This is a genomic window from Methylocapsa sp. S129, from assembly GCF_009765995.1.
GTDB lineage: Bacteria > Pseudomonadota > Alphaproteobacteria > Rhizobiales > Beijerinckiaceae > Roseiarcus.
Genome location: NZ_LMUI01000004.1, coordinates 1 through 19,625 on the forward strand (window position 1 = coordinate 1; position 19,625 = coordinate 19,625).

The window sequence follows — 19,625 nt, forward strand, 5'->3', positions numbered from 1 at the left end:
CGATTGGCCGACTTGATCGAAGGATATGCAATCGCTCAACGCAAATCACTCGTGTGAATCCCGTAGCGCGAAGCGGGAGAAGGGCTGCTCGCTCAGAACCCCAGCGTCCCAGCGTTGACCACCGCCTCGAGCCCCCCGTCGACCGGCAGATTGGCGCCGTTGATCCAGCGCGCCCCATCCGAACACAGGAACAGAATCGCCGGCGCAATGTCCGACGCGACGCCAGCCCGGCCGACCGCCGAAATATCGCCATCGACGCGCGCGTCGCCGAACACCGCGCGAAATTCACGCAGGATCGGCGTCGCGACGGGCCCCGGACTGACCGCGTTCACCCTGACGCCGCGCGCCTTGAAGGGGTCCTGATGCGCGGCAAGCTGGGTCCACAGCAACAGGGCTTCCTTCGACACTGGATAGCCTTCCGCGTCGTTGATCGCATAATTGCCCGCGACTTCCGGCGCGTCGGGAAAGCCCGCGACGCCGACCAGCGCCTTGGCGCGTTCGAGATTCGCGCGCCATCCATAGCCGGCGATCGAGGCGACATTGACCACGGCGCCGCCCTCGCGCAGATGCGGCGCGGCGGCCAGCGACAAGGCGCGCAGGCCATAGAAATTGATGGCGAGCGTCTTGGCGGCGCCCAACGTGCCTGAAACGCCCGCGACATTGCAGAGCGCGTCAAAACGCGCCGGCAAATGCGCGACGATTTCATCGACGCCGGCCTGGGTCGAAAGATCGCCTTCGATGAAAGAAGCGATTGGCGCGGCGGGCATGCGTCGGTCGACGCCGATGACATCGGCGCCGAGCTGCAACGCGAGTTCCGCCGTACGGGCGCCGATCCCCGAGGAGACGCCCGTCACGATGATCGTTTTGCCATATAGCATGAACGTTTCCTCGTTGTGCGCGCATGGGTCAGCGCCCGTGCTGCTCTTCTCCCTCCCCCCTTGTGTCCCGACAAACGCGAAGCGTTTGCGGAGGGAGGGCCGGGGTGGGGGGGTCGCACTGGACTATCTGAAAATAATCTCGCCTCACTGCGATAGGTCAGCGCGACCCCCCTCCCTAACCCTCCCTCCGCAAACGCTTCGCGTTTGTCGGGACACAAGGGGGGAGGGAACACGTACTTTCCGTCACTTTAGTTCATAGACGCTATTACGTTGAACCTGACTCAGTCGACTTCGATGTACCCATCGGCGCAGTCTCGTCGATCTTCAACCAGCGGCCGACCGGCAACAGACGCAGGCCCAGACGCTGGTCGACCCAGCCCCAAAGGCCCTTGGGCAGAAACAGCGCGAACAGCAGCGCGGCGGCGCCAAGGCCGACGAGATACCAGACGCCGGTCGCGCCGAACCAGGCCTCGATCGCAAAGAACAGGATCGCGCCAAGAATCGGGCCCTCGAACGTGCCAAGGCCGCCAACCAGCACCATGAAAATCATATAAGCGGTCCATTGGACGCTGAAATAGGTTCTCGGCTGGAAGGTGATGGTGGTGGCGAGCCAGAGCGCGCCCGCCAAAGCGACGCCAAAAGCGGCGAGCACGAAGATGATCTGCTTGGTGCGCATGACCCGCACGCCGACCGACGCAGCCGCGTCTTCATTGTCGCGGATCGCCTGGATCGCGGCGCCGAGCGGCGAGCGCAGCAACGCAAAGAGGATGCCGATCAGGCCGACCATGGCGCCCAAAGCGGTCCAATAGGTCAAAGCGTGGCGAGTCTCTGCGGCGTAAGCGTTGAGCGCGATCAGCGAGGTGCCCGTTTCGCCGCGCACCAGATTGTCGAGATTGACGAGCAAATGCGCGAGCGCCGCGACGACCCACATGCCGATTGCGAATTCGCCCGCCTTCAGGCGCAACATGAAGACGGAAATCGGCCATGCGATGAGACCGACAAGGACGGCCGCGAGCACGAGCGCGGGATAGACGCTGACGCCCGCATCCGCCAGACGCACCGCGCCATAGGCGCCAAGACCGAAGAAAGCCTGCTGGCCGATCGAGACAAGGCCGCCATAGCCGGCGAGCGCGTTCCATGTGACGGCGAGAATGACGTAGATGAACAAAGTCGTCAGCTTGTCGATGGCATTGGCGCCGAGAAAGAGCGGCCCAGCGGCCAATAGGATCGTCAACGCCACGGCGACGGCGACCGAGCCGATCGACAGGCCGCTCCAGCGCACGACGCGAATGGGGCTCTGGCGGCTCATGCGCTGCGCCTCAGAGAATTCAGGAACGCTGCGCCGGCGCCGCCCCAGAACAGGCGCGCGAACAGGATGACGAGAAATATCCCATGGCCGGCGATGAAGAAGCCTTGCGGATTGATCTGCGCGCCAATGTTTTGCGCGACGCCCAGCACAATGCCGCCGATCAGCGTGCCCCAGAGCGAACCGGCGCCGCCGATCACCGCCGCCTCGAAGGCGAAGATCAATTGCGGCGCGCCGGCATAGGGATCGAAAGTCGCGCGCATCGCCAGCGCCGCCCCGGCAAGGCCGACGGTCGCCATCGCGATCGCGGCCGCGGTGGCGTTGACGAGGCGCGCATTGACGCCGATGAGGCCGACCGTGTCGGCATCCTCGGCCGTCGCGCGGATCGCCCGCCCCAGCTCGGTGCGCGACAGAAATAGTTGCAGGCCGCCGAGCAGGATCACCGCGGTGGCGAAGATCAACGCCGAGAGCTGCCCGATTTCGATATCGTCGCTGAGCGACCAGGAATCATAGGAGAACGAGCCGATATAGGGCGCCAGCGAGCGCGTGTCGGCGCCGAAGAATTCGAACAGCAGATTGTCGATGACGATCGACAGGCCGAAAGTGCTGAGGATCGGCACGAGAATGCCGGCGCGGGAGCTTCGCTCAAGCACGGCGCGCTGCAGCGCCCAGCCGATCGCCGCCATCGCCGGCACGACGATGATGAGTCCCAGGAACGGCGATACGCCCCATTGGTCGGCCAGCAAGAACAATCCGAATGCGGCCAATATCGCGAAGCTGCCATGGGCGATGTTGATGATTCCCATCACGCTGAACATAAACGAAAGGCCGCAGGCGATCAGCGCGTAATAGCCGCCGAGCAGCACGCCCTGGATGATCTGATTGACCCAGATCATGCAGCGGCTCCCGCGCCCGTCTTGTTGAGGCCGAAATAGGCTTGCGTCACCTGTTCGCGCGTGAGATCGGCAGCCTTCCCCTCTAATGCGATTCTTCCCTCGAGCATGCAGATCACCCGTCCCGCGACGCGCAGCGCGCGGGTCAGATCCTGCTCGACCAGAACGATCGTCGTGCCCGAATTCAGCAGCGTCTGCAGCGAGGCGTAAACGCGATCAACCGCCAGCGGCGACAGGCCGAGAGAGACTTCGTCAAGCATGAGCAGTTCGGGATTGGTCATCAAGGCGCGCCCGATCGCGGTCGCCTGCTGTTCGCCGCCTGACAAAGTTCCCGCGCGCGCGTTGCGGCGCGCCTTGAGGTTGGGAAAGGCCTCCATCACCGCGTCGATCGTCCAGGCGCCCGGCCGCCCCGCCGCGCGCGCCAGCATCAGGTTCTCCTCGACGCTCATTTTGGCGAACAGGCGCCGCCCTTCGGGCACGAGCGCAATCCCTTGCGCCACGCGGCTATGGGCTGGCATATGCGTGACGTCAGCGCCGTTGAAGGACACGCGCCCGCCTGTCGCGGCATGCGCCCCGGCGATCGCACGCAGCAGCGTCGTTTTCCCCGCGCCATTGGCGCCGACAAGCGCGATCGTCTCGCCGCGCTCGATGTTGAAGCTGACCGCGCGCACCGCCTGCAAAAGACCATGGCGGACATCGAGCGCATCGACCGCGAGCAGGTTCAATGCACGCTCCCGCCGAGATAGGCCGAGATCACCGCGTTGTCGGCCATCACGGCGCGCGGTTCGCCGTCTGCGATGATGCGCCCGGCATCCATGCAGATCAGCCGCTCGGCCACTTGCAAAAGAATATGGACGATATGCTCGATCCAGACGATGGCGAGGCCGCTGGCGTGCAATTGACGGATCGTCGCGACGAGTTCACTCGCCTCGCCGTCGGTGAGGCCGCCGCCGATTTCATCGAGCAGCAGAACGCTGGGATTGGCGCCCAGCGCACGGGCGAGCTCAAGCCGCTTGCGGTCGAGCAGGCCGAGCGTTTCGGCGCGCCGATTGGCGAGGCGCATCATGCCGCATAAAGAAATAGCCTCGATCGCGCGCGCATGCGCCGCCTCGCGATGCAACTGGCCGCCGTTGGTCGCGGCGACGAACACATTTTCGAAGACGGTCATGCCGCTGAACGGCTGCGGGATCTGATGGGTGCGCACAATGCCCAGCCGGCACCGCTCGGACGCCGGCAGGCCGGTCACGTCGGCGCCGCGGAAATGGATCGTTCCCGATGTGGGGGGATGCGCGCCGGCAAGGACGCTGAGCAGGGTCGTCTTGCCCGCCCCGTTCGGCCCGACGATGCCGACGGCCTCATGGGATCGCAGCGAGAAATCAATCGCGTCCAGGACCACAAGCGCGTTGAAGCGCTTGTGAATCCCGGACGTCGAAAGAACAACGCCGTTTGACTCCGCCGTCACCGCTCTCTTTTCCGCGTCCCGATCACTTCTGATTATAAGCTATCAGCTTGGTCTCGATCGGCACATTCGGATCGGTCACATGCTCGGTGATGACGAGATCCAGCTTGAACTTCGAGCCGGCTTTCGCCTTCACCCATTGCCCGCCGATGATCGGCCCAGGCGAGATATTGGGGAACGGCCCAGAGGTGAAGTCGACCTTGCCTGCCATCGTCACGGTATTGAGCGCGCCAAGCGCCTTGGCGACGCTGCCCTTGGCTTTGGGATCCGCGCTCGCCTTCAGCGCGGCGACGCCGGCGTCGAGCAGCGCCATGCTGGCGCCAAGCTGCTGGGTCCATTGCTTGCCCGAGGATTTCTCGTAACCGTCGGCCAATTCATCGCCCGAAACGCCGGTGAGCGACGATTTGTAGGGAAACGCCTTATGCCAATAGGCGGCAGTGGCGAGGTTGAAGCCGAGGTCGCCGAGCGAATCGACCTGGCTTGGGAACAGGCCGGTCTTGGCGACCTGCGCGATTTTCACCATTTTCGTATAGCCCTGCTGGGCCGCCTGGCGCCAGAAAGCGGCAAAGTCCGGCGGAATCGGAAACGTGTTGAAAATCTCACATTTCTCCGCCTTGAACTTGGCGATCTGGGCGGAATAATCGGTCGTGCCGTCCTCGTAGGGGCCGGGATCGACGATGGTGAAGCCCGCTTTGGCGAGGCCTGGCGCGAGGTTTTCGCGAATGGCGTTGCCGTCGGCGTCGTTGGGATAGAGCACGCCGACTTTCTTGTTGGTCTCCAGGCTGTTCCACAGCGAGACATAGGTCTTGAAGAATTCGCCGCCGCCAAAGCCGAAATGATAGGTCCATTTGAACGGCGAGGGCTGGCCCGGCTTGCCGCCGCGCCCGAAATACCAGGCCTCCCAGGGCATCACCGTCGACAGGCATGGCACGCCCGCCGCCTCGCAGGCGTCGGCGACGGGATTGATCGTCTCGGGTGTCGAGATCGGCAGCATCAGGTCGACCTGATCGCTGTTGATCAGCGTCTTGGCGAGCTGGCTCGCGCGTGAGGGATCAGATTGCGTATCGCGGTCGAGGATCTGGACCTCGTAAGTCTTGCCGCCGATCGTCAATCCACCGGCCAGCGCCTTGCGCGCAAGCTCCAGGACATAGCCGTCCGTTTCGCCAAAACCCGCCAGGGCGCCGGTGCGCGGACTGACGAAGCCGATCTTGAGGACATTCTCCGCGCCGGCGGCGAAAGCGCCGCGGCCGCCAAGACTGAGCGCGAGACCGCCGGCGCCGGCCCCGGCGAGCAATTGGCGGCGCGAGGGTCCCCGCCCGGCGCCCAAGGATCCAATCAAATCATGCGTCATGTTCCTCTCCCTTTTCTTCGTCATTGAAGCGCCGCCAGGCGCTCGTTTCAAATCGGATAATGCCCAGGCAGGCTGGCGATCGTCAGCCAGCGCAGTTCGGTGAACTCATGGATCGCGGCCTTGCCGCCGAAGCGACCATAGCCGGACGACTTCACCCCGCCGAACGGCATTTGCGGTTCGTCGTTCACCGTCGCGCTATTGATATGGCAGATGCCCGATTCGATCCGGCGCCCGACATCGAGCGCGCGTTGGACATCGCCGCCGAACACCGCCGCCGCCAGGCCATATTCGGTGTCGTTGGCGACGCGGATCGCCTCTTCGACGCCCCTGACGCGAACGATCGCGGCGACAGGCCCGAAGGATTCCTCCGTATAGATTCGCATCGCTGGCGTGACGTGATCGAGCACGGTCGCGTCCATCAGAATGCCGTTGGCGTGACCGCCGGCCAGCAATTGCGCGCCTTTCGACACGGCGTCCTTGATCAGTCGGTCGATGCGCTCGACCGCCTCATGGCTGACGATCGAGCCGAGCGGCGTATTGCCTTTGCGCGGATCGCCGGCCACCAAAGTCACGGCTTTCTTTGCAAATTTCGCGGCGAAAGCGTCGCCAACGGCCTCGTCGACGACGACCCGTTCCGTCGCCATGCAGATCTGACCTTGGTTCATGAAGGCGCCGAAAGCGGCGGCTTTCACCGCTTCGTCGAGATCGGCGTCGTCAAGCACGATGAACGGCGCCTTGCCGCCGAGCTCCAGCAGGACCGGCTTTAAATGACGCGCCGCCGTCTCGGCGACGAGCCGCCCGACGCGCGTCGAGCCGGTGAAATTGACGCGGCGGACCGCGGGATTGGCGATCAGCGCCTCGACGACCCTGGGCGCGTCAGCGGGCGCATTGCTCAAGACGTTGACGACCCCCTCGCCAAGCCCCGCGTCGCGCAAAGCCTCGCCGATGAGCTGATGGGTGCGCGGGCAGATCTCGGAGCTCTTCAGCACCACCGTATTGCCGCAGGCGAGCGGCATCGCGACGGCGCGCACGCCGAGGATGACCGGCGCATTCCAGGGCGCGATCCCCAGCACGACGCCGACCGGCTGACGCACCGCCATCGCGGTCATTCCTGGCCTGTTGGAAGGGATGATCTCGCCGCCGATCTGCGTCGTCATCGCCGCCGCCTCCTGCAGCATGCCGACAGCGAGGTGAACGTTGAAATGCGCCCAACCGGCCGTCGCGCCGATCTCCTGGGCCATCGCCTCGACAAAATCAGGGGTGCGCGCTTCGAGATTGGCGCCGGCGCGGACGAGGCGGGCGCGGCGCTCGCCGGGCCCGAGCGCCGACCATGCGGGAAAGGCTGCGGCCGCGGCGGACACGGCGCTCGCGGCGTCGGCGATCGTGGCGGCGGCGGCGCGCGTCGCGATTTCCCCGGTCATCGGATTGAGCCGTTCGAATGTCGCGCCGTTCGAAGCGGGAAGGTCCTTGCCCTGAATCATCAGCGCGACATCGGTCATGGCGTTTCTCCCTCGGCGATGCGCAATCGATCGCCAGTTGTTCGGACACGCAGCGGCGCAACTAACGCTTGAGCGCGCAGGCGAGGCGAGGCGTCGTAAGATGGATCGATGAGAGAGGGTCGGACGAGCCATAGCTCAGACCGACTTCTCCTGGCTGGCGTTTCCTCAAGTTTTTCGGCCCCGGCGCTTTGTCCAGATTTCGAAGACACTAAGCCTCAGGCTTCGTGATGCCGTAATGCATTATTCTACAAAAATATTGCACTTTCCTCCAAGTTGTTCAAAAACCGGCTATGACCGCCGCGTCGCCGCTCCGTCCTCCTCGCCCATATCGCCCTTTGGGTCCGGTCGGCTCGGTCGTCATCGGCTCGGCTATGGAAGCCGCCTTCGTGCGGCGAACGTGGTCGATCGCGCCTCAGAAGCAGGGGCCGCGCGGCCATGCGTTTTTCGTCGTCAACGGCCGCGCCTCCTTTGGCGGGCGAGATGGCGAGGCGATCGCGCTAAAGGCGCCCTTCACGCTTTGGCTGCCGTCCTCCTCACACGGCGAATTTCGCCTGGAGGCGGGCGGCGAGGGGATCGCGCTTTCGGTGCTTGACGATTTTCTGTGGCGTATTGTCGGCGGCAGCGGGCTCGCCGCGCATTTGCGGCCGCTGCTCGATCGGATCGCGATCGCGACAGCGGACCGGATCGCGCCTCATCTCCATGAGCTTGAGACCTCATTTTCGGCGCTTGCGCGCGAATCGCACGACCAGCAGCCCGGCGCATCAGAGATGATGGGATTGCACCTCGGCGTCATTCTGATCGGCTTGTGGCGCGCGTCAGGACTCGACGCCTTGGGCGACCTGCGGGGCGCCGGCGCCGGCACGGCGCAGCGTTTTCGCCAGCTTGTCGAACTTCACTATCGCGAGGGATTGAGCATCGGTGGCTTCGCGCGCCTGCTTGGCGTCACACGCTCGCATCTGCATGACGCCTGCGCGCGCAGCGTCGGCGCGACGCCGCTCGGGCTGATCCATGCGCGGCTTATCGAAGAAGCGTGCCGGCGCCTGAAGGAGACGGAATTGTCGGTCGAGCAGATCGGCTACAGCCTGGGCTTTCGCGATCCCGGCTATTTCAACAGGTTCTTCAAGCGACAGCGCGGCCTCGCGCCCGGCGCCCATCGCAAGGCGGCGCGGACGCGCGGCGGCGAGGACGCCTCGTCTTTCGCCGCGTGGCCGTGAACGCGCCCAAAAGATCAGGCGAAGCCGAAGAACAGGGCGAGCGACCGGTTGACGGAAATCATGGTTTCATCATCAACGCGGCCGAACGGTTCTGCGAGCTTGTCACGCTTCACTGTCATGGCCTTGTCCACCATAATCTGCGATGGTTTGCGAAGGCCGTTCCCCGGCGTCGGACGCACAGTCAAACGGATCAAAGGCGCATCGACCAGCGTGCCGGAAAGCAACAACACCGTGAGCGTGGCCGTAGTGGCGAATTGATCCGACTGCACGACAAGGGCGGGACGGGGCTTGCCGAAATCTCCGGACATGGCGACAGTCACGAGATCGCCGCGCCTCATTCGTCCGTCTCATCCAGATCGGCAAGAGCCGCGGCCATGAACTCCTGCAAATCCCGATCGGCGGCGTCGGCCTTCGCCACCACTAGGGACTGACGGCGGCATTCCTCTGCGAATCCGGGCCTCCGGGTGTCGGGAACCCAGATTTGCAACGGACGCAGCCCCGCGGCCCGCAGGGTTTCCCGGCGCTTCTGAACCCGCTCACTTACGGGCGTTGGCATGGCGTCACCTCCGGGTAATTTCGTTACATGTAACGACGCGATGCGCCGTCGTCAAGGAATCACTGCTTTTTTGTCGCGGGAGCCGATCGCGAAAGTCAGGAATTCCGTTTCAGGCGCAACGCCGCTTCCCACCCTCCGCGGCGTTTCAAACGGACCCCAGACGAGCAGCCTCAGCGCGCCGCCCAAAGCAATCCGCGATGCAGGATCGTGCGCATTTGCGGCACGTCGAATTCGCTCGCGACATGGCCGAGCGAAGAATAGAACACGCGGCCCGCGCCATGTCGGCGCTTCCAGACGACCGGCATGACGACGCCTTTCGTCCAGGGCGCATGTTCACCCGAAAAGGTCGTGGTGGCGAGAACCTCATTGGAGGGATCGACATGCATGTAATATTGCTCTGAACGATAGGGGAAGCCGGTCACGCCCTCCATGATCGGATCGTCCGGGCGCGCGATGTCGACGCGATAGTCGATGATATTGCCGGGATGGGCGACCCATTGGCCGCCGCACATGAACTGGTAGTCGACCGCCTCGCGGAACGCGTCGCACATGCCGCCGTGATAGCCCGCCAGACCGACGCCGCTACGCACGGCGGCGGTCAAATTGTCCAGCTCCTCCTTCTCGATCTTCGACATCGTGTAGATCGGCACGATGAGGCTCATGTCGGCGATGGCCGGATCGGCGAAAGCCTCGGTGGTGTTTTCGACATAGACCTTGAAGCCGTCGCCCTCGAGCATGGCGCCGATGATCTCGGCGCCCTTTTCCGGCTCGTGCCCGCTCCATCCGCCCCAAACGATCAGCGCCTCGCGCATGTCTTCACTCCTCCGTTTTTTCGTCTGTTTCGACGCGCCTTCGGCCGGCGCCTCAGTCGAGTTCGCCTGCGGCGAGCCCGATCGGGAGCATCGCCGGCCGCTCCGGACGGCTTTCGATCGCAACAACGGCGCCGGTATTGGACGAGCGTTGGAACGCCTCCATGACCTCCAGAACATGGAAGGCGAGCGCGCCGCTCGCCCGGTGCGGACGATTGGCGCGGATCGCATACGCCATATCGGCGACGCCGATGATGCGGTAATTGCCGTCGGCATAGGAATCCTCGGTGGGGATGACGCGCCAATCCTCGCCAATGCCGGCCATTTCGATGTCGCCGCCAAAATAATTGGGATCGGGAACGATGAGCGAGGCCTTGTCGCCGTAGATTTCGATCGGCGCGTGCTTGTGCTTGGGAACATCGAAGCTCATCGTGACGGTCACGACAGCGCCGCTGACGAAGGCGAGCGTTCCCGTGACATGGGTCGCCACCTCGACCGGAATAGTGGTTCCCTTGAGGGGCTCGCTGGTAATCAGGCGCTCACTGCGAAGTCGCGTCGCCATGCCGCTGACGCGCGCGACCGGGCCGAGCAGATTGACGAGATCGGTGATGTAATAGGGGCCCATGTCGAGCATCGGGCCGCCGCCGCAGAGATAGTAAAACCCAGGATTGGGGTGCCATCTTTCATGGCCCGGGCACATGAAGAACGCCGTGCCGCCGATCGGCTGGCCGATCGCGCCCTCGTCGATCAATTTGCGCGCGGTCTGATGGGCGCCGCCCAGGAACGTATCGGGCGCGCAGCCGAGCCGAACGCCTTTCGCCTTGGCGGCGGCGATCAGCTTGCCTGCCTCGTCGACATTGATTCCGAGAGGCTTTTCCGAATGAACATGCTTGCCGGCGGCGACCGCCCGCAGGCCGACCTCGACATGCGCTTTGGGCACGGTGAGATTGACGACGATCTCGATCGCGGGATCGGCGAGAAGCGCCTCGATCGATCGCGCGGCAAGGCCGAATTCCTTCGCCCGCGCCTCGGCCGCCGCCGGATTGGCGTCGGCCAGCGCCAGAATATCAAGGATTGGAAATCCTTTCGCCGCGTTCAGATAAGCGGGGCTGATGTTGCCGCAGCCGATGATGCCGACGCCGACGCGTTTCAATGCGAGTCTCCTGTGATCAAGCCAAGCGGGCCGCGATTGGGCGCCGGCCCCGTCGTTCCCCAGGGCGCGCCATAGAGGTCGCGCAAGGTCATCGCCGCCGCCCCGCGCCCCCAGATGCCGTCGCTCCATTCGCGCACGACGATTTCGGCGACATCGGCAAGGCTGGCGGGAACCAGCGCGGCGATGGTTTCGCGCAAAGGCCCAATGAAAAACGCGCTCGCCGCCATGGCGCGGCCCGCGACGATGACTTTGGGCGGCGCGAAAAGCGTGATCAGGTTGGCGATCGCAAAGCCGAGCGCCTCGCCGGCCGAAGCCAGGATGCCGATGCAGCGCTGGTCGCCGGCGGCGGCCAATTGCAACAACAAAGCCATGCCGCGGCCGTCGCGAAACGCCGCCTCATGCCCGCTGCCGCGCAAGGCGGCCTCGACCTCGCTGAGAACCGAGGCTTCGGAGGCCCAGGCGGAGAGGCGCCCGCCGCCGCTGCCGGGCGGGCGCACCATGACGTCGCCGAAATCCGGGCTGAGGCCGTTGGCGCCGCGAAACAATTCGCCATTATGCAGGATGCCGAGCCCCAGGCTGTGCTCGACGCTGACCACCAGAAAATCATTGAGGCCGCGCGCCTGACCGAACCAATGTTCGGCCAGCGTGACAAGATTGACATCGCTGTCGATCGAGACGGCGACGCCCAGGCGCTTTGTCAGGTCGGCGCCGAAATTCACATCGCGCTCGCTGAAAATCGGGCTCTGCCGGCAGACGCCCGCCGCCCGCTCGACAATTCCAGGCAGGCCGACGCAAATTCCAGCGATTTTCGCCATCGGCAATCGGGCGTCGCTGACGCATTGGCGCACGCCATCCTCGACGAGATCGGCGATTACCGGCGCCGGTTGCCGATCGATGCGGATCGGCAGGGTCAGGCTCTGCAAAACATCGGCGCAGAAATTGGTGGTCGCGACCGTGATCTGGTCGGGCGCGAGCTTCACGCCGACGACGAAAGCGGCTTCGGGATTGAGCCTCAGCATCACGCGCGGTCGGCCGCGGCCGGCGTCGCGCAAAGCGCCCTCCTGGATCGGTATGATCAGGCGGTCGTCGAGCAGGGCCGCGGTGATCGCCGAGACGGTGGTCGGACTCAATTCGGTGAATTGCGAGATTTCGACGCGCGAAATCGGTCCGAACCGGCGGATCGCGTCCATCACATGGAAGCGATTGATCGCACGCATCAACTCCGGGTCGGCGGTTTTCATCGCGTCTCTTGATCCGCTTTCACCGGCTATTTGTTTTGGCGCCGGAATTAATTTCACTCCGCCGGAAGGGTGTCAATGGCTGATACGGCACATTCTTTAGGGAATCGTGGACCGTCGCTTGACAGGCGTCGCAACTCAGGACAGATTTAATACGCATAGCGGATAAATACAATCAACGTCCGCCGCTGAACTTTCTCCGGGGAGGAGACCATGATTTTTCGGAAACTCGCGCTCGCATCACTCGGCGCCGCCCTTGGGGCGACCGTCGCCTTCGCCGATACGACCATCCGCGTCCTGCATGTGAACGACAACACCGCCGCGGTCGACCTCTGGAACAAGATCGCCCGCGACTTCGAGGCGCAAAACAAGGGCGTCAAGGTCGACATCCAATATCTGGAAAACGAGGCTTTCAAGGCCAAGTTGCCGACGCTGTTGCAGTCGGAAGAACGGCCGAGCATCATCTACAGCTGGGGCGGCGGCGTCATGCGCGCGCAAGCCAAGGCCGGCTTCCTCGACGACATCACCGCCGAGGCCGCGCCCTGGGCGAACACTTTGAGCGCGACCGCCGCCAAGGCGTTTCAAGTCGACGGCAAGACGGTCGGAATTCCTTTCGAAACCGGCGAGGTCGGCTTCTTCTACAATAAGAAGCTGATGGACAAGGCCGGCGTGAAGGCCGAGGACATCAAGAGCTGGGACGATTTTCTCGCCGCGGTGAAGAAGATCAAGGCCGCCGGCATTACGCCGCTCGTCGTCGGCGCCGGCGAAAAATGGCCGATCCATTTCTATTATTCCTATCTTGTCATGCGCATCGGCGGCGCATCGGCGCTGGCCGACGCCGCGGCCGGCAAGAACGGCGGCTTCAAAGGCGCGCCATTCGTCGAAGCGGGCGTGCGCCTGCGCGAACTCGCCGCACTTGAGCCGTTCCAGGCCGGCTATATCGGGACGACCCATACCCAGGCGGAGGGCATGTTCGGCGACGGCAAAGGCGCGATGGAGCTGATGGGCGAATGGCTGCTCGACTCGCAGGCCAGCAACGCGGCCGACGGCAAGGGACAACCGATCGACAATATCGGGCTGTTGTCCTTCCCGCTCGTTCCCGGCGGCAAGGGCGTGGCGACCGACATCCTGGGCGGCATCAACGGCTGGCTCGTCACCAAGAATGCGCCGAAGGAGGCCACCGCGTTCCTGAAATTCTTCAGCCAGGACAAATACCAGCGCCAGGTGGCGGCCAAGGGCTATTACATCCCGGTCGTCAGCGGAACCGAGACGGCGATCCAAAACCCCGTCGTCAAGCAGATCGCCAACCAGCTCGCGGCCTCGACCTATCATCAGAACTTCTTCGACCAGGATCTGGGTCCCTCGGTCGGCCGCGTCGTCAACGACATCTCGGCCGCCGTCGCCGCCGGAGAAATGAAGCCGGAAGCCGCAGCCGCTGCGATCCAGGATGCGTGGGACCAGCAATAGGATTGTCGTCCCGGCCAGATCCGGCGATTCTTTTGCTTGCGTTAATTTAAGAATCCATCCCCGTCATGGCCGGGCTTGTCCCGGCCATCCACGCGGCGCCGCCGCCAAAATCGAGAAACGTTAGCCGCGGCGTTACGGCGTGGATGCCCGGCACAAGGCCGGGCATGACGGGTCACGAGATGATCGCACGGCCCCGCCTTGTTCGGCGGGGCCGCTCATTCAAAGAGGCAAGACGCGGCATTGGCGACAACCCTAGCGAGCTCTGTCGAAACCTCGCGCCGCCCTGGCGGTCGCGGCTGGCTGACGATCCTGATTTTCCTGCCGCCCGCGCTGCTGCTGTTCACGATCTTCGTCGCGATGCCGATGGGCGAGGCCGCCTGGTACAGCTTCTACAATTGGAACGGTTATGGCCGGCCCGAGAATTTCATCGGCCTGAAAAACTATGCGTCGCTGATCGGCAATCATGCTTTCACACAAGCGCTTCTCAATAATTTCCTCATCATCGCGGTGTCGCTGGCGATCCAATTGCCGCTCGCTTTGGGCGTCGCGCTGATCGTTTCCAAGAAAATCAGGGGGGCCGTCGCGTTCCGCATGATTTTCTTCCTGCCCTATATCCTCGCCGATGTGGCGGCCGGCCTGATCTGGCGTTTTGTTTACGACGGCGATTATGGGTTGGTCTCGGGCATGACGAGCCTGATCGGCGCGCAACCGGTCTTCCTTCTCGCCGACAAGAACTGGGCGTTTTCGGCGGTGCTGGTCGTCATCGTATGGAAATATTTCGGCTTCCACATGATGCTCTACGTCGCCGGGTTGCAGAGTCTCGACAAGGCCCTGCTGGAGGCGGCCGAAATAGACGGCGCCAACGCCGTTCAGCGCTTCCGCCACATCACCTTGCCGCTGCTCGGGCCGATGATCCGCCTGTCGATTTTTTTCTCGGTGGTTGGCGCGCTGCAATTGTTCGACATGATCGTGCCGCTGACGGGCGGCGGTCCGTTCGACACGACCAATACGATGGTGTCCTATCTCTATTTCTTCGGCATCACGCGTATGCGGGTCGGTTTTGGATCGGCGGTCGGCGTCGTGCTGTTCCTTTTCTGCGTCACTTTCGCCCTCGGCTACAGACGGTTCTTCATGCGCGATGACTGAAAGCGGCGTTTCCCACCCATTCGTCATGCCCCACCCGCCCATCGCGTCGCGAAGGCCAATGACGCGATGGTTTTCGCAGCGCCCGCGCGGCGGCCTCGCCAGTCTCGCGCAATTCGCCGTGCTCGTCATCATCGCGGGCATCGTGCTCGTACCGCTTGTCGCGACTGTGCTTGGCGGCTTCAAGGAGCTGGGCGATCTGCGCGCCAATCCGTTCGGCCTGCCCAAGGTCTGGGTGTGGCGCAATTATTGGGACATCCTGTCGGGCGTGCGGTACTGGCAGATGCTCGGTAATTCGCTGGTCATCGCGCTGCTCACCGTCTTCCTGACGCTGGCGCTATCCTCGATGGCCGCCTTCACTTTCGCCCATCTGCATTTCTTCGGCGAGCGCTTCCTGTTGAGCTACATGCTGCTCGGGCTGCTGTTTCCCGCGGCGACGGCGATTCTTCCGCTGTTCATCAAGATTCGCGACCTTGGCCTGCTGAACTCCCATTGGGGCATCGTGCTGCCGCAAACAGCTTTTGCTCTCGGCATGGGCATTCTCCTGCTGCGCAACGCCTTCAAGCAATTGCCGGGCGAGCTGCTCGACTCGGCCTTGATGGATGGCTGCGGCTATTTCCGTTATTTCTTCTACATCACGCTGCCGCTATCGACGCCGATCCTTGCGACCGTCGCGGTGATCGCCTTTGTCAGCAGTTGGAATAATTATCTTTTGCCGCTCGTCGTTCTCAACAGTGAGAACCGCTATCCCTGGACGCTCGGGCTGATGGCCTATCAGGGCGAATATTCCACCGCCTGGCAATTGGTGCTCGCCTTCATCACGCTGACGATCCTGCCGGCGATCGTCATGTTCGTGATGGCGCAAAAATATATCGTCGCCGGCTTGACCGCCGGCGCGGTCAAGGGATGAGCGGCAGCGCGACTCAAGGTCGGACCGCGGATGAGGAATCCACTCTTGCGCGGCGCCAGGCGCTCCTCAGCAATCTGGATTAGTTGGCGCGAGGCCTACGCCGTTTGGATCGACGGTGGCGAGGCTGGAGCGGCCGTGGAGACTGCCTCGTCCCGGACCGCCGATCCCTGCCCCGTGAACGATGTGGCCGTCGGCGCGCTAACGCTGTTCGCCTGGCGGCTTGCGATTATTACGACGGCGCAGACGACATAGAAGCACGCGCCGAGCGCATATGTCTTGGCGATGCCGATTTCTATGGACAAGGCCATGCCCAGCACCGAAGCAAACATCGACGTAATTCCGTTGGCGCTCCAGAAGAACGGCAGAAGCTCCGCGTGACGGCGCCAGAGGCTTAGCCCGAGCGGGAACATCATCCCCATGCAGAACGCCGGAGGCGCCAGAAGCAGCACGGACACCAGAATGCGCATGTCGGTCGCTTCCGACCTTGCCCATGTGGTGATCAGAGGGGTCAACAACCCCGCCGCCACAAGCGCGGCGAGGAGGGCGACGATTCGAGCGATGACCGCGCTCGGCCTGGGCGCGTAGGCGCCGACCGTGGCGCTTCCTATTCCGCTAAAAAGGAGGATTGTGAAAAGCACGACGCCCAGCGCATAGACGGGATGTCCGAGGAAGACCATCAGCCGCTGCATCTGCGATATTTCGATCAGCATGAAGCCCATGCCGATCGCGCTGAAATAGGTTACGGGCGGAGTCAGCGTCGACAGCGGCATCCGCCTTGCGAGACGGACGAAGGGGATGACGATATAGTACACGCAGGCGAGAAGCGCGGCGATGACGAGCACCCCCGTCATGGTGATCGCCGCATTGTTCTTCATAGAGATCGGCGCGTGCATGGCGACAAGATCCCGGAAACGCGCCGTATAGAAGAAGAATGGATTGTCGTCGGTCGAGGGCGCGATATTTTCCGGCAACGACTCAAAGAAAGCGGCGTCCGCGTCGCCGGACAACAATGTCGACGTCACGGCGTCATAAGCGACGTCAGGCCCCAATAATATCTTGAAGCCTTGCGCCGCAAGCCTATCGCGAGCGCCTTGCCATTGCGCATCGGTGAAGGCGTCGGGGCGGGTGATCACCGTCACGATGTCGCCGACGTTCAGTGCGATGACATGCCGGGGCAGTTCGGCGGCGGACACGCCTTCGCGCTGGAGTGCGCTCGCCGCGATCGCCACCAGGCGATAGAACTCGCCGCGATGCGTGTCCGGCCTATACCAGCGAGACACTGACAACAGCCCGCCGGGCTTCAACGCCCGGTAGAAATCTTCCCATGCCTCCACGGTATAGAGGCGGTTTTCCGTGAGCGTCAGTCCTCCAGCCGCGGTGGCGGCCCAGGTGTCGATCAGCGAAATCTGGACCAGGTCATAGCGATCGGGTGAGTGGTTGATGTAGCTGCGCGCTTCAGCATTGACCAACGACACGCCGGGCTGACGATCGAGATGGCCTGAGAAATCGGCGAACTTGTCGGTGAGGACTTCGAAGATCGCCGGGTTGATCTCAATTCCGCGTATATGCTTGGCGCCGAAAAAGAGGCCGGAAAGAACATCGCGGCCGCCGCCGACGCCGACGACTGCAACGTCAACGGGCGGTTGCACCAGATAGGCGGCATTGATGACGTCGTCTTTCAAGTAGGAGAGTCTACCGATATCGCCATCCAGCCGCGTGATGACCGTGGCCGCATCCGCGTCGATGTCGAGGTAGTCCTGGTCTATTTTCATCTGCGGTGTGTGGGCGGCGCCCCAGCCGAACGGAGCGCTCTCTCCCCAAGCCGTCACTCTTACGCGCGAATAGGTGTTCCAGCGCTCGAACAGCGTTCCCGTCTGCGGTTTCCCTTTGGCCCAGAAGACGCCAAGATGGCTTTCGCCGGAAACCGCAAGCCCGGTATGCACGGCGGCCGCGGCGGCCAGCGTGAGCGCGACGACACCGCTCAGGCGCAGGCTGCGAACGTCGCCGCTGTCCCGCGCCGCTACCCACCCCGCGCCGGCCGCGAACGCGCCAATCCATAATGTGGCGCTCACCGGATCGACCACGAGCAACGCCAAGATGACCCCGAGGCATCCGAGCGCCGCTCCTGAAAGGTCGGCCGCGTAGAGCCATCCGCCGCCATAGGGCAGGCGTGTCAGCAACAGCGTTATGCAGATTCCGCTTTGGGTGAAAGGCAAGACGAACGCTAACGTCGTCATCGCCAGCACCGCCGTCAGGTATTCCCCGGGGACGATGGGCGGCAGACATAAGAAGGCGATCATTGCGCCAACGCCGCTGATCGCGAACCACGACGCGTGGCGCGCGAACTCCACTCCGACCCGTTCAGGGGCGTAGCGGGCGGGCTTGCTGTAAACCTGCATCGCTCCGCGCGTAAGGCCGAGCATGGCGAGCGAAATGGCGGCAAAGGCGAAGTGATAGTACAGCATGACGCTGAAAAAACGGGTTATCAGCACCTGATAAGACAGAGTCGCGGACGCCAATACGAAAATTGCAAAATAATAGCGGGGCTGGATGCGAGGAGATGCTTGAAGCAAGATAATGCTCCTCAATGGCGTTTTCGATCAATCGGCGCGGCCGTTCGCGCGAAGACTGAACGAAACTTCCTAATAAACCGATGACGGCGCTCCTCTGGCGCCGCCGATCTCACGAACGGCAAGCTTCCGTCGCGGTCCCTCTAAGCAGGCCCTGCAAGACGCGGCGGACTCAGGCAAGGCGGCCGTCAGCGGCGGCGCGAGCGGCGCCGGACGGAAATCCTCGATGGCGGCGCTGCGATGCTTGATGGCCGCCAAGCAGGCGTCGTCCAATGCGAAGGCCATGAACCTCGCGCCGATTTCTGCCGCACCTGCATCGCCCGGTCCCTTCGTTCGTCGTCCGGGCTGATCAGGAAGGCGCAGCCTTCGCCCAGAATCTTGCGCCGGGCGAACTGTTTCCTCCATCGGTTCGAGATCGGTCTTCATGGCTCCGGTCTTTCGGATCCCGCCGCGGCGGCTTCGCCCCACGCCAGCCTCTCGGCATAGGCGCGAACGTCCGCCGGCCATGTCGTCGTGTGCGCCGCGAAGCGGTCCCGATCGCTGGCGAACAAGGCGCGCGACGCCTCCTCGAAACCGGCGAGGTCGCCTGCCATCGCCGACATGAAGCGGTAGGCGGCTTCCTGCGCGGCGCGCGCGCGGCGCTCTCCGCCATTGTCGCGACGCGCCTCGTCCACCAACCGGCGCAGCGCCGCGGACGCGCCGCCCGGTTGTGAGGCCAGCCATTCCCAATGGCGCGGCAGCAACGTCACCTCGCGCGCGACGACGCCCAGCCTGGGGCGGCCGCGTCCCGGCGTCGGCGCCGCCTCGCTCATCCCGGACCGGGGTCGCGGCCGGGCCGGCCGATCCGCGGCCCTCGCTCTCTCGGCGAGGCGCGCGACGATCTCCGCTGTCGTTCCCCTCAGATCCAGATCGACCACGGCGCCGGTCGCATCGTCGAAGGTGAGGAGGGAGGCCTCCGCATCGCCCTCGGCCGCCGCCTTCACCGCCAGCGCGACATCGATCAGCGTACCGCTCGCGATGCGGCGGGAACCGTCAAAGGCGGTGCAGGGCTTGGACAGAAGATCGGACAAGGCTGGCTCCATCATCGGCGTCAGTCAATACCCGGATTAAAATAGATTTTCAATATTATCCGGCTATAATTGACAAATTCCGACGGGCGACGCTATGAGACGCCATTTG

General features: G+C 63.7%; 18 protein-coding genes. 4 read left to right on the forward strand and 14 right to left on the reverse strand.

Annotated features, from left to right (window positions below):
* Window positions 1-92 precede the first annotated feature (92 nt).
* The 7 genes from GSQ90_RS00035 to GSQ90_RS00065 form a co-directional block, all read right to left on the reverse strand.
* The gene (locus tag GSQ90_RS00035) at window positions 93-878 is read right to left on the reverse strand and encodes a coniferyl-alcohol dehydrogenase (RefSeq protein WP_158812434.1); all 786 of its coding nucleotides are present in this window, start codon (window positions 876-878) and stop codon (window positions 93-95) included.
* A gap of 265 nt (window positions 879-1,143) precedes the next feature.
* Window positions 1,144-2,187 carry a branched-chain amino acid ABC transporter permease gene (locus tag GSQ90_RS00040; RefSeq protein ID WP_158812435.1) on the reverse strand — a complete coding sequence of 348 codons (1,044 nt, stop codon included), beginning with the start codon at window positions 2,185-2,187 and terminating at the stop codon, window positions 1,144-1,146.
* Entirely contained in the window at window positions 2,184-3,080 is an 897-nt protein-coding gene (locus GSQ90_RS00045; protein WP_158812436.1) for a branched-chain amino acid ABC transporter permease, read from the reverse strand. The genes GSQ90_RS00040 and GSQ90_RS00045 overlap by 4 nt, the downstream gene beginning before the upstream one ends.
* On the reverse strand, window positions 3,077-3,802 hold the full coding sequence (locus tag GSQ90_RS00050; RefSeq protein WP_158812437.1) for an ABC transporter ATP-binding protein: 726 nt from the start codon (window positions 3,800-3,802) through the stop codon (window positions 3,077-3,079). The genes GSQ90_RS00045 and GSQ90_RS00050 overlap by 4 nt, the downstream gene beginning before the upstream one ends.
* The gene (locus GSQ90_RS00055; protein WP_246731339.1) at window positions 3,799-4,539 is read right to left on the reverse strand and encodes an ABC transporter ATP-binding protein; all 741 of its coding nucleotides are present in this window, start codon (window positions 4,537-4,539) and stop codon (window positions 3,799-3,801) included. Before GSQ90_RS00055 ends, GSQ90_RS00050 begins: the two co-directional genes overlap by 4 nt.
* A 22-nt stretch (window positions 4,540-4,561) precedes the next feature.
* Entirely contained in the window at window positions 4,562-5,887 is a 1,326-nt protein-coding gene (locus GSQ90_RS00060) for an ABC transporter substrate-binding protein (RefSeq protein WP_158812438.1), read from the reverse strand.
* 47 nt (window positions 5,888-5,934) lie between these two features.
* Entirely contained in the window at window positions 5,935-7,386 is a 1,452-nt protein-coding gene (locus GSQ90_RS00065; protein ID WP_158812439.1) for an aldehyde dehydrogenase, read from the reverse strand.
* Between the two features lie 290 nt (window positions 7,387-7,676).
* On the opposite strand from GSQ90_RS00065, the gene GSQ90_RS00070 reads away from it, so the two are divergent.
* A complete protein-coding gene (locus GSQ90_RS00070; protein WP_158812440.1) occupies window positions 7,677-8,600 on the forward strand; it encodes an AraC family transcriptional regulator in 924 nt (307 codons plus the stop codon).
* A 14-nt stretch (window positions 8,601-8,614) separates the two neighbouring features.
* On the opposite strand, the gene GSQ90_RS00075 is transcribed toward GSQ90_RS00070, so the two are convergent.
* The 5 genes from GSQ90_RS00075 to GSQ90_RS00095 all read right to left on the reverse strand — a co-directional run bounded on the left by GSQ90_RS00075 (window position 8,615) and on the right by GSQ90_RS00095 (window position 12,359).
* Complete coding sequence (locus GSQ90_RS00075) at window positions 8,615-8,938, reverse strand: type II toxin-antitoxin system PemK/MazF family toxin (protein ID WP_158812441.1); 324 nt, start codon at window positions 8,936-8,938, stop codon at window positions 8,615-8,617.
* Window positions 8,935-9,156 (reverse strand): antitoxin MazE family protein, encoded by a 222-nt coding sequence (locus GSQ90_RS00080; protein WP_158812442.1) that lies wholly within the window; start codon window positions 9,154-9,156, stop codon window positions 8,935-8,937. Before GSQ90_RS00080 ends, GSQ90_RS00075 begins: the two co-directional genes overlap by 4 nt.
* Before the next feature lie 170 nt (window positions 9,157-9,326).
* A complete protein-coding gene (locus tag GSQ90_RS00085) occupies window positions 9,327-9,968 on the reverse strand; it encodes a ThuA domain-containing protein (RefSeq protein ID WP_158812443.1) in 642 nt (213 codons plus the stop codon).
* Window positions 9,969-10,020: 52 nt separating this feature from the next.
* A complete protein-coding gene (locus GSQ90_RS00090) occupies window positions 10,021-11,118 on the reverse strand; it encodes a Gfo/Idh/MocA family protein (RefSeq protein WP_158812444.1) in 1,098 nt (365 codons plus the stop codon).
* Window positions 11,115-12,359, reverse strand: a complete 1,245-nt coding sequence (locus GSQ90_RS00095) for an ROK family transcriptional regulator (RefSeq protein ID WP_158812445.1) — start codon at window positions 12,357-12,359, stop codon at window positions 11,115-11,117. Before GSQ90_RS00095 ends, GSQ90_RS00090 begins: the two co-directional genes overlap by 4 nt.
* Window positions 12,360-12,569: 210 nt before the next feature.
* Here GSQ90_RS00095 and GSQ90_RS00100 point away from each other — a divergent pair, with 210 nt between their 5' ends.
* From GSQ90_RS00100 to GSQ90_RS00110, 3 genes are all read left to right on the forward strand, one after another.
* Window positions 12,570-13,823, forward strand: coding sequence for an extracellular solute-binding protein (locus GSQ90_RS00100; protein ID WP_158812446.1), 1,254 nt, complete (start codon window positions 12,570-12,572; stop codon window positions 13,821-13,823).
* Between the two features lie 240 nt (window positions 13,824-14,063).
* Window positions 14,064-14,969, forward strand: a complete 906-nt coding sequence (locus GSQ90_RS00105) for a carbohydrate ABC transporter permease (protein WP_246731340.1) — start codon at window positions 14,064-14,066, stop codon at window positions 14,967-14,969.
* Between the two features lie 58 nt (window positions 14,970-15,027).
* Complete coding sequence (locus tag GSQ90_RS00110; protein WP_158812447.1) at window positions 15,028-15,876, forward strand: carbohydrate ABC transporter permease; 849 nt, start codon at window positions 15,028-15,030, stop codon at window positions 15,874-15,876.
* Between the two features lie 95 nt (window positions 15,877-15,971).
* On the opposite strand, the gene GSQ90_RS00115 is transcribed toward GSQ90_RS00110, so the two are convergent.
* Both GSQ90_RS00115 and GSQ90_RS00120 read right to left on the reverse strand, forming a co-directional pair.
* Window positions 15,972-18,449, reverse strand: a complete 2,478-nt coding sequence (locus tag GSQ90_RS00115) for a hypothetical protein (RefSeq protein WP_246731341.1) — start codon at window positions 18,447-18,449, stop codon at window positions 15,972-15,974.
* 419 nt (window positions 18,450-18,868) lie between these two features.
* Entirely contained in the window at window positions 18,869-19,528 is a 660-nt protein-coding gene (locus GSQ90_RS00120; protein ID WP_210254782.1) for a DUF2239 family protein, read from the reverse strand.
* Window positions 19,529-19,625: the final 97 nt, after the last annotated feature.

What these genes read in the sequence shown, in the direction of transcription:
- GSQ90_RS00035 (WP_158812434.1), bottom strand. Translation starts at nt 878, where the DNA reads ATGCTATATGGCAAAACGATCATCGTGACGGGCGTCTCCTCGGGGATC.
- GSQ90_RS00040 (WP_158812435.1), bottom strand. Translation starts at nt 2,187, where the DNA reads ATGAGCCGCCAGAGCCCCATTCGCGTCGTGCGCTGGAGCGGCCTGTCG.
- GSQ90_RS00045 (WP_158812436.1), bottom strand. Translation starts at nt 3,080, where the DNA reads ATGATCTGGGTCAATCAGATCATCCAGGGCGTGCTGCTCGGCGGCTAT.
- GSQ90_RS00060 (WP_158812438.1), bottom strand. Translation starts at nt 5,887, where the DNA reads ATGACGCATGATTTGATTGGATCCTTGGGCGCCGGGCGGGGACCCTCG.
- GSQ90_RS00065 (WP_158812439.1), bottom strand. Translation starts at nt 7,386, where the DNA reads ATGACCGATGTCGCGCTGATGATTCAGGGCAAGGACCTTCCCGCTTCG.
- GSQ90_RS00070 (WP_158812440.1), top strand. Translation starts at nt 7,677, where the DNA reads ATGACCGCCGCGTCGCCGCTCCGTCCTCCTCGCCCATATCGCCCTTTG.
- GSQ90_RS00075 (WP_158812441.1), bottom strand. Translation starts at nt 8,938, where the DNA reads ATGAGGCGCGGCGATCTCGTGACTGTCGCCATGTCCGGAGATTTCGGC.
- GSQ90_RS00080 (WP_158812442.1), bottom strand. Translation starts at nt 9,156, where the DNA reads ATGCCAACGCCCGTAAGTGAGCGGGTTCAGAAGCGCCGGGAAACCCTG.
- GSQ90_RS00085 (WP_158812443.1), bottom strand. Translation starts at nt 9,968, where the DNA reads ATGCGCGAGGCGCTGATCGTTTGGGGCGGATGGAGCGGGCACGAGCCG.
- GSQ90_RS00095 (WP_158812445.1), bottom strand. Translation starts at nt 12,359, where the DNA reads ATGAAAACCGCCGACCCGGAGTTGATGCGTGCGATCAATCGCTTCCAT.
- GSQ90_RS00100 (WP_158812446.1), top strand. Translation starts at nt 12,570, where the DNA reads ATGATTTTTCGGAAACTCGCGCTCGCATCACTCGGCGCCGCCCTTGGG.
- GSQ90_RS00110 (WP_158812447.1), top strand. Translation starts at nt 15,028, where the DNA reads ATGACGCGATGGTTTTCGCAGCGCCCGCGCGGCGGCCTCGCCAGTCTC.
- GSQ90_RS00120 (WP_210254782.1), bottom strand. Translation starts at nt 19,528, where the DNA reads ATGGAGCCAGCCTTGTCCGATCTTCTGTCCAAGCCCTGCACCGCCTTT.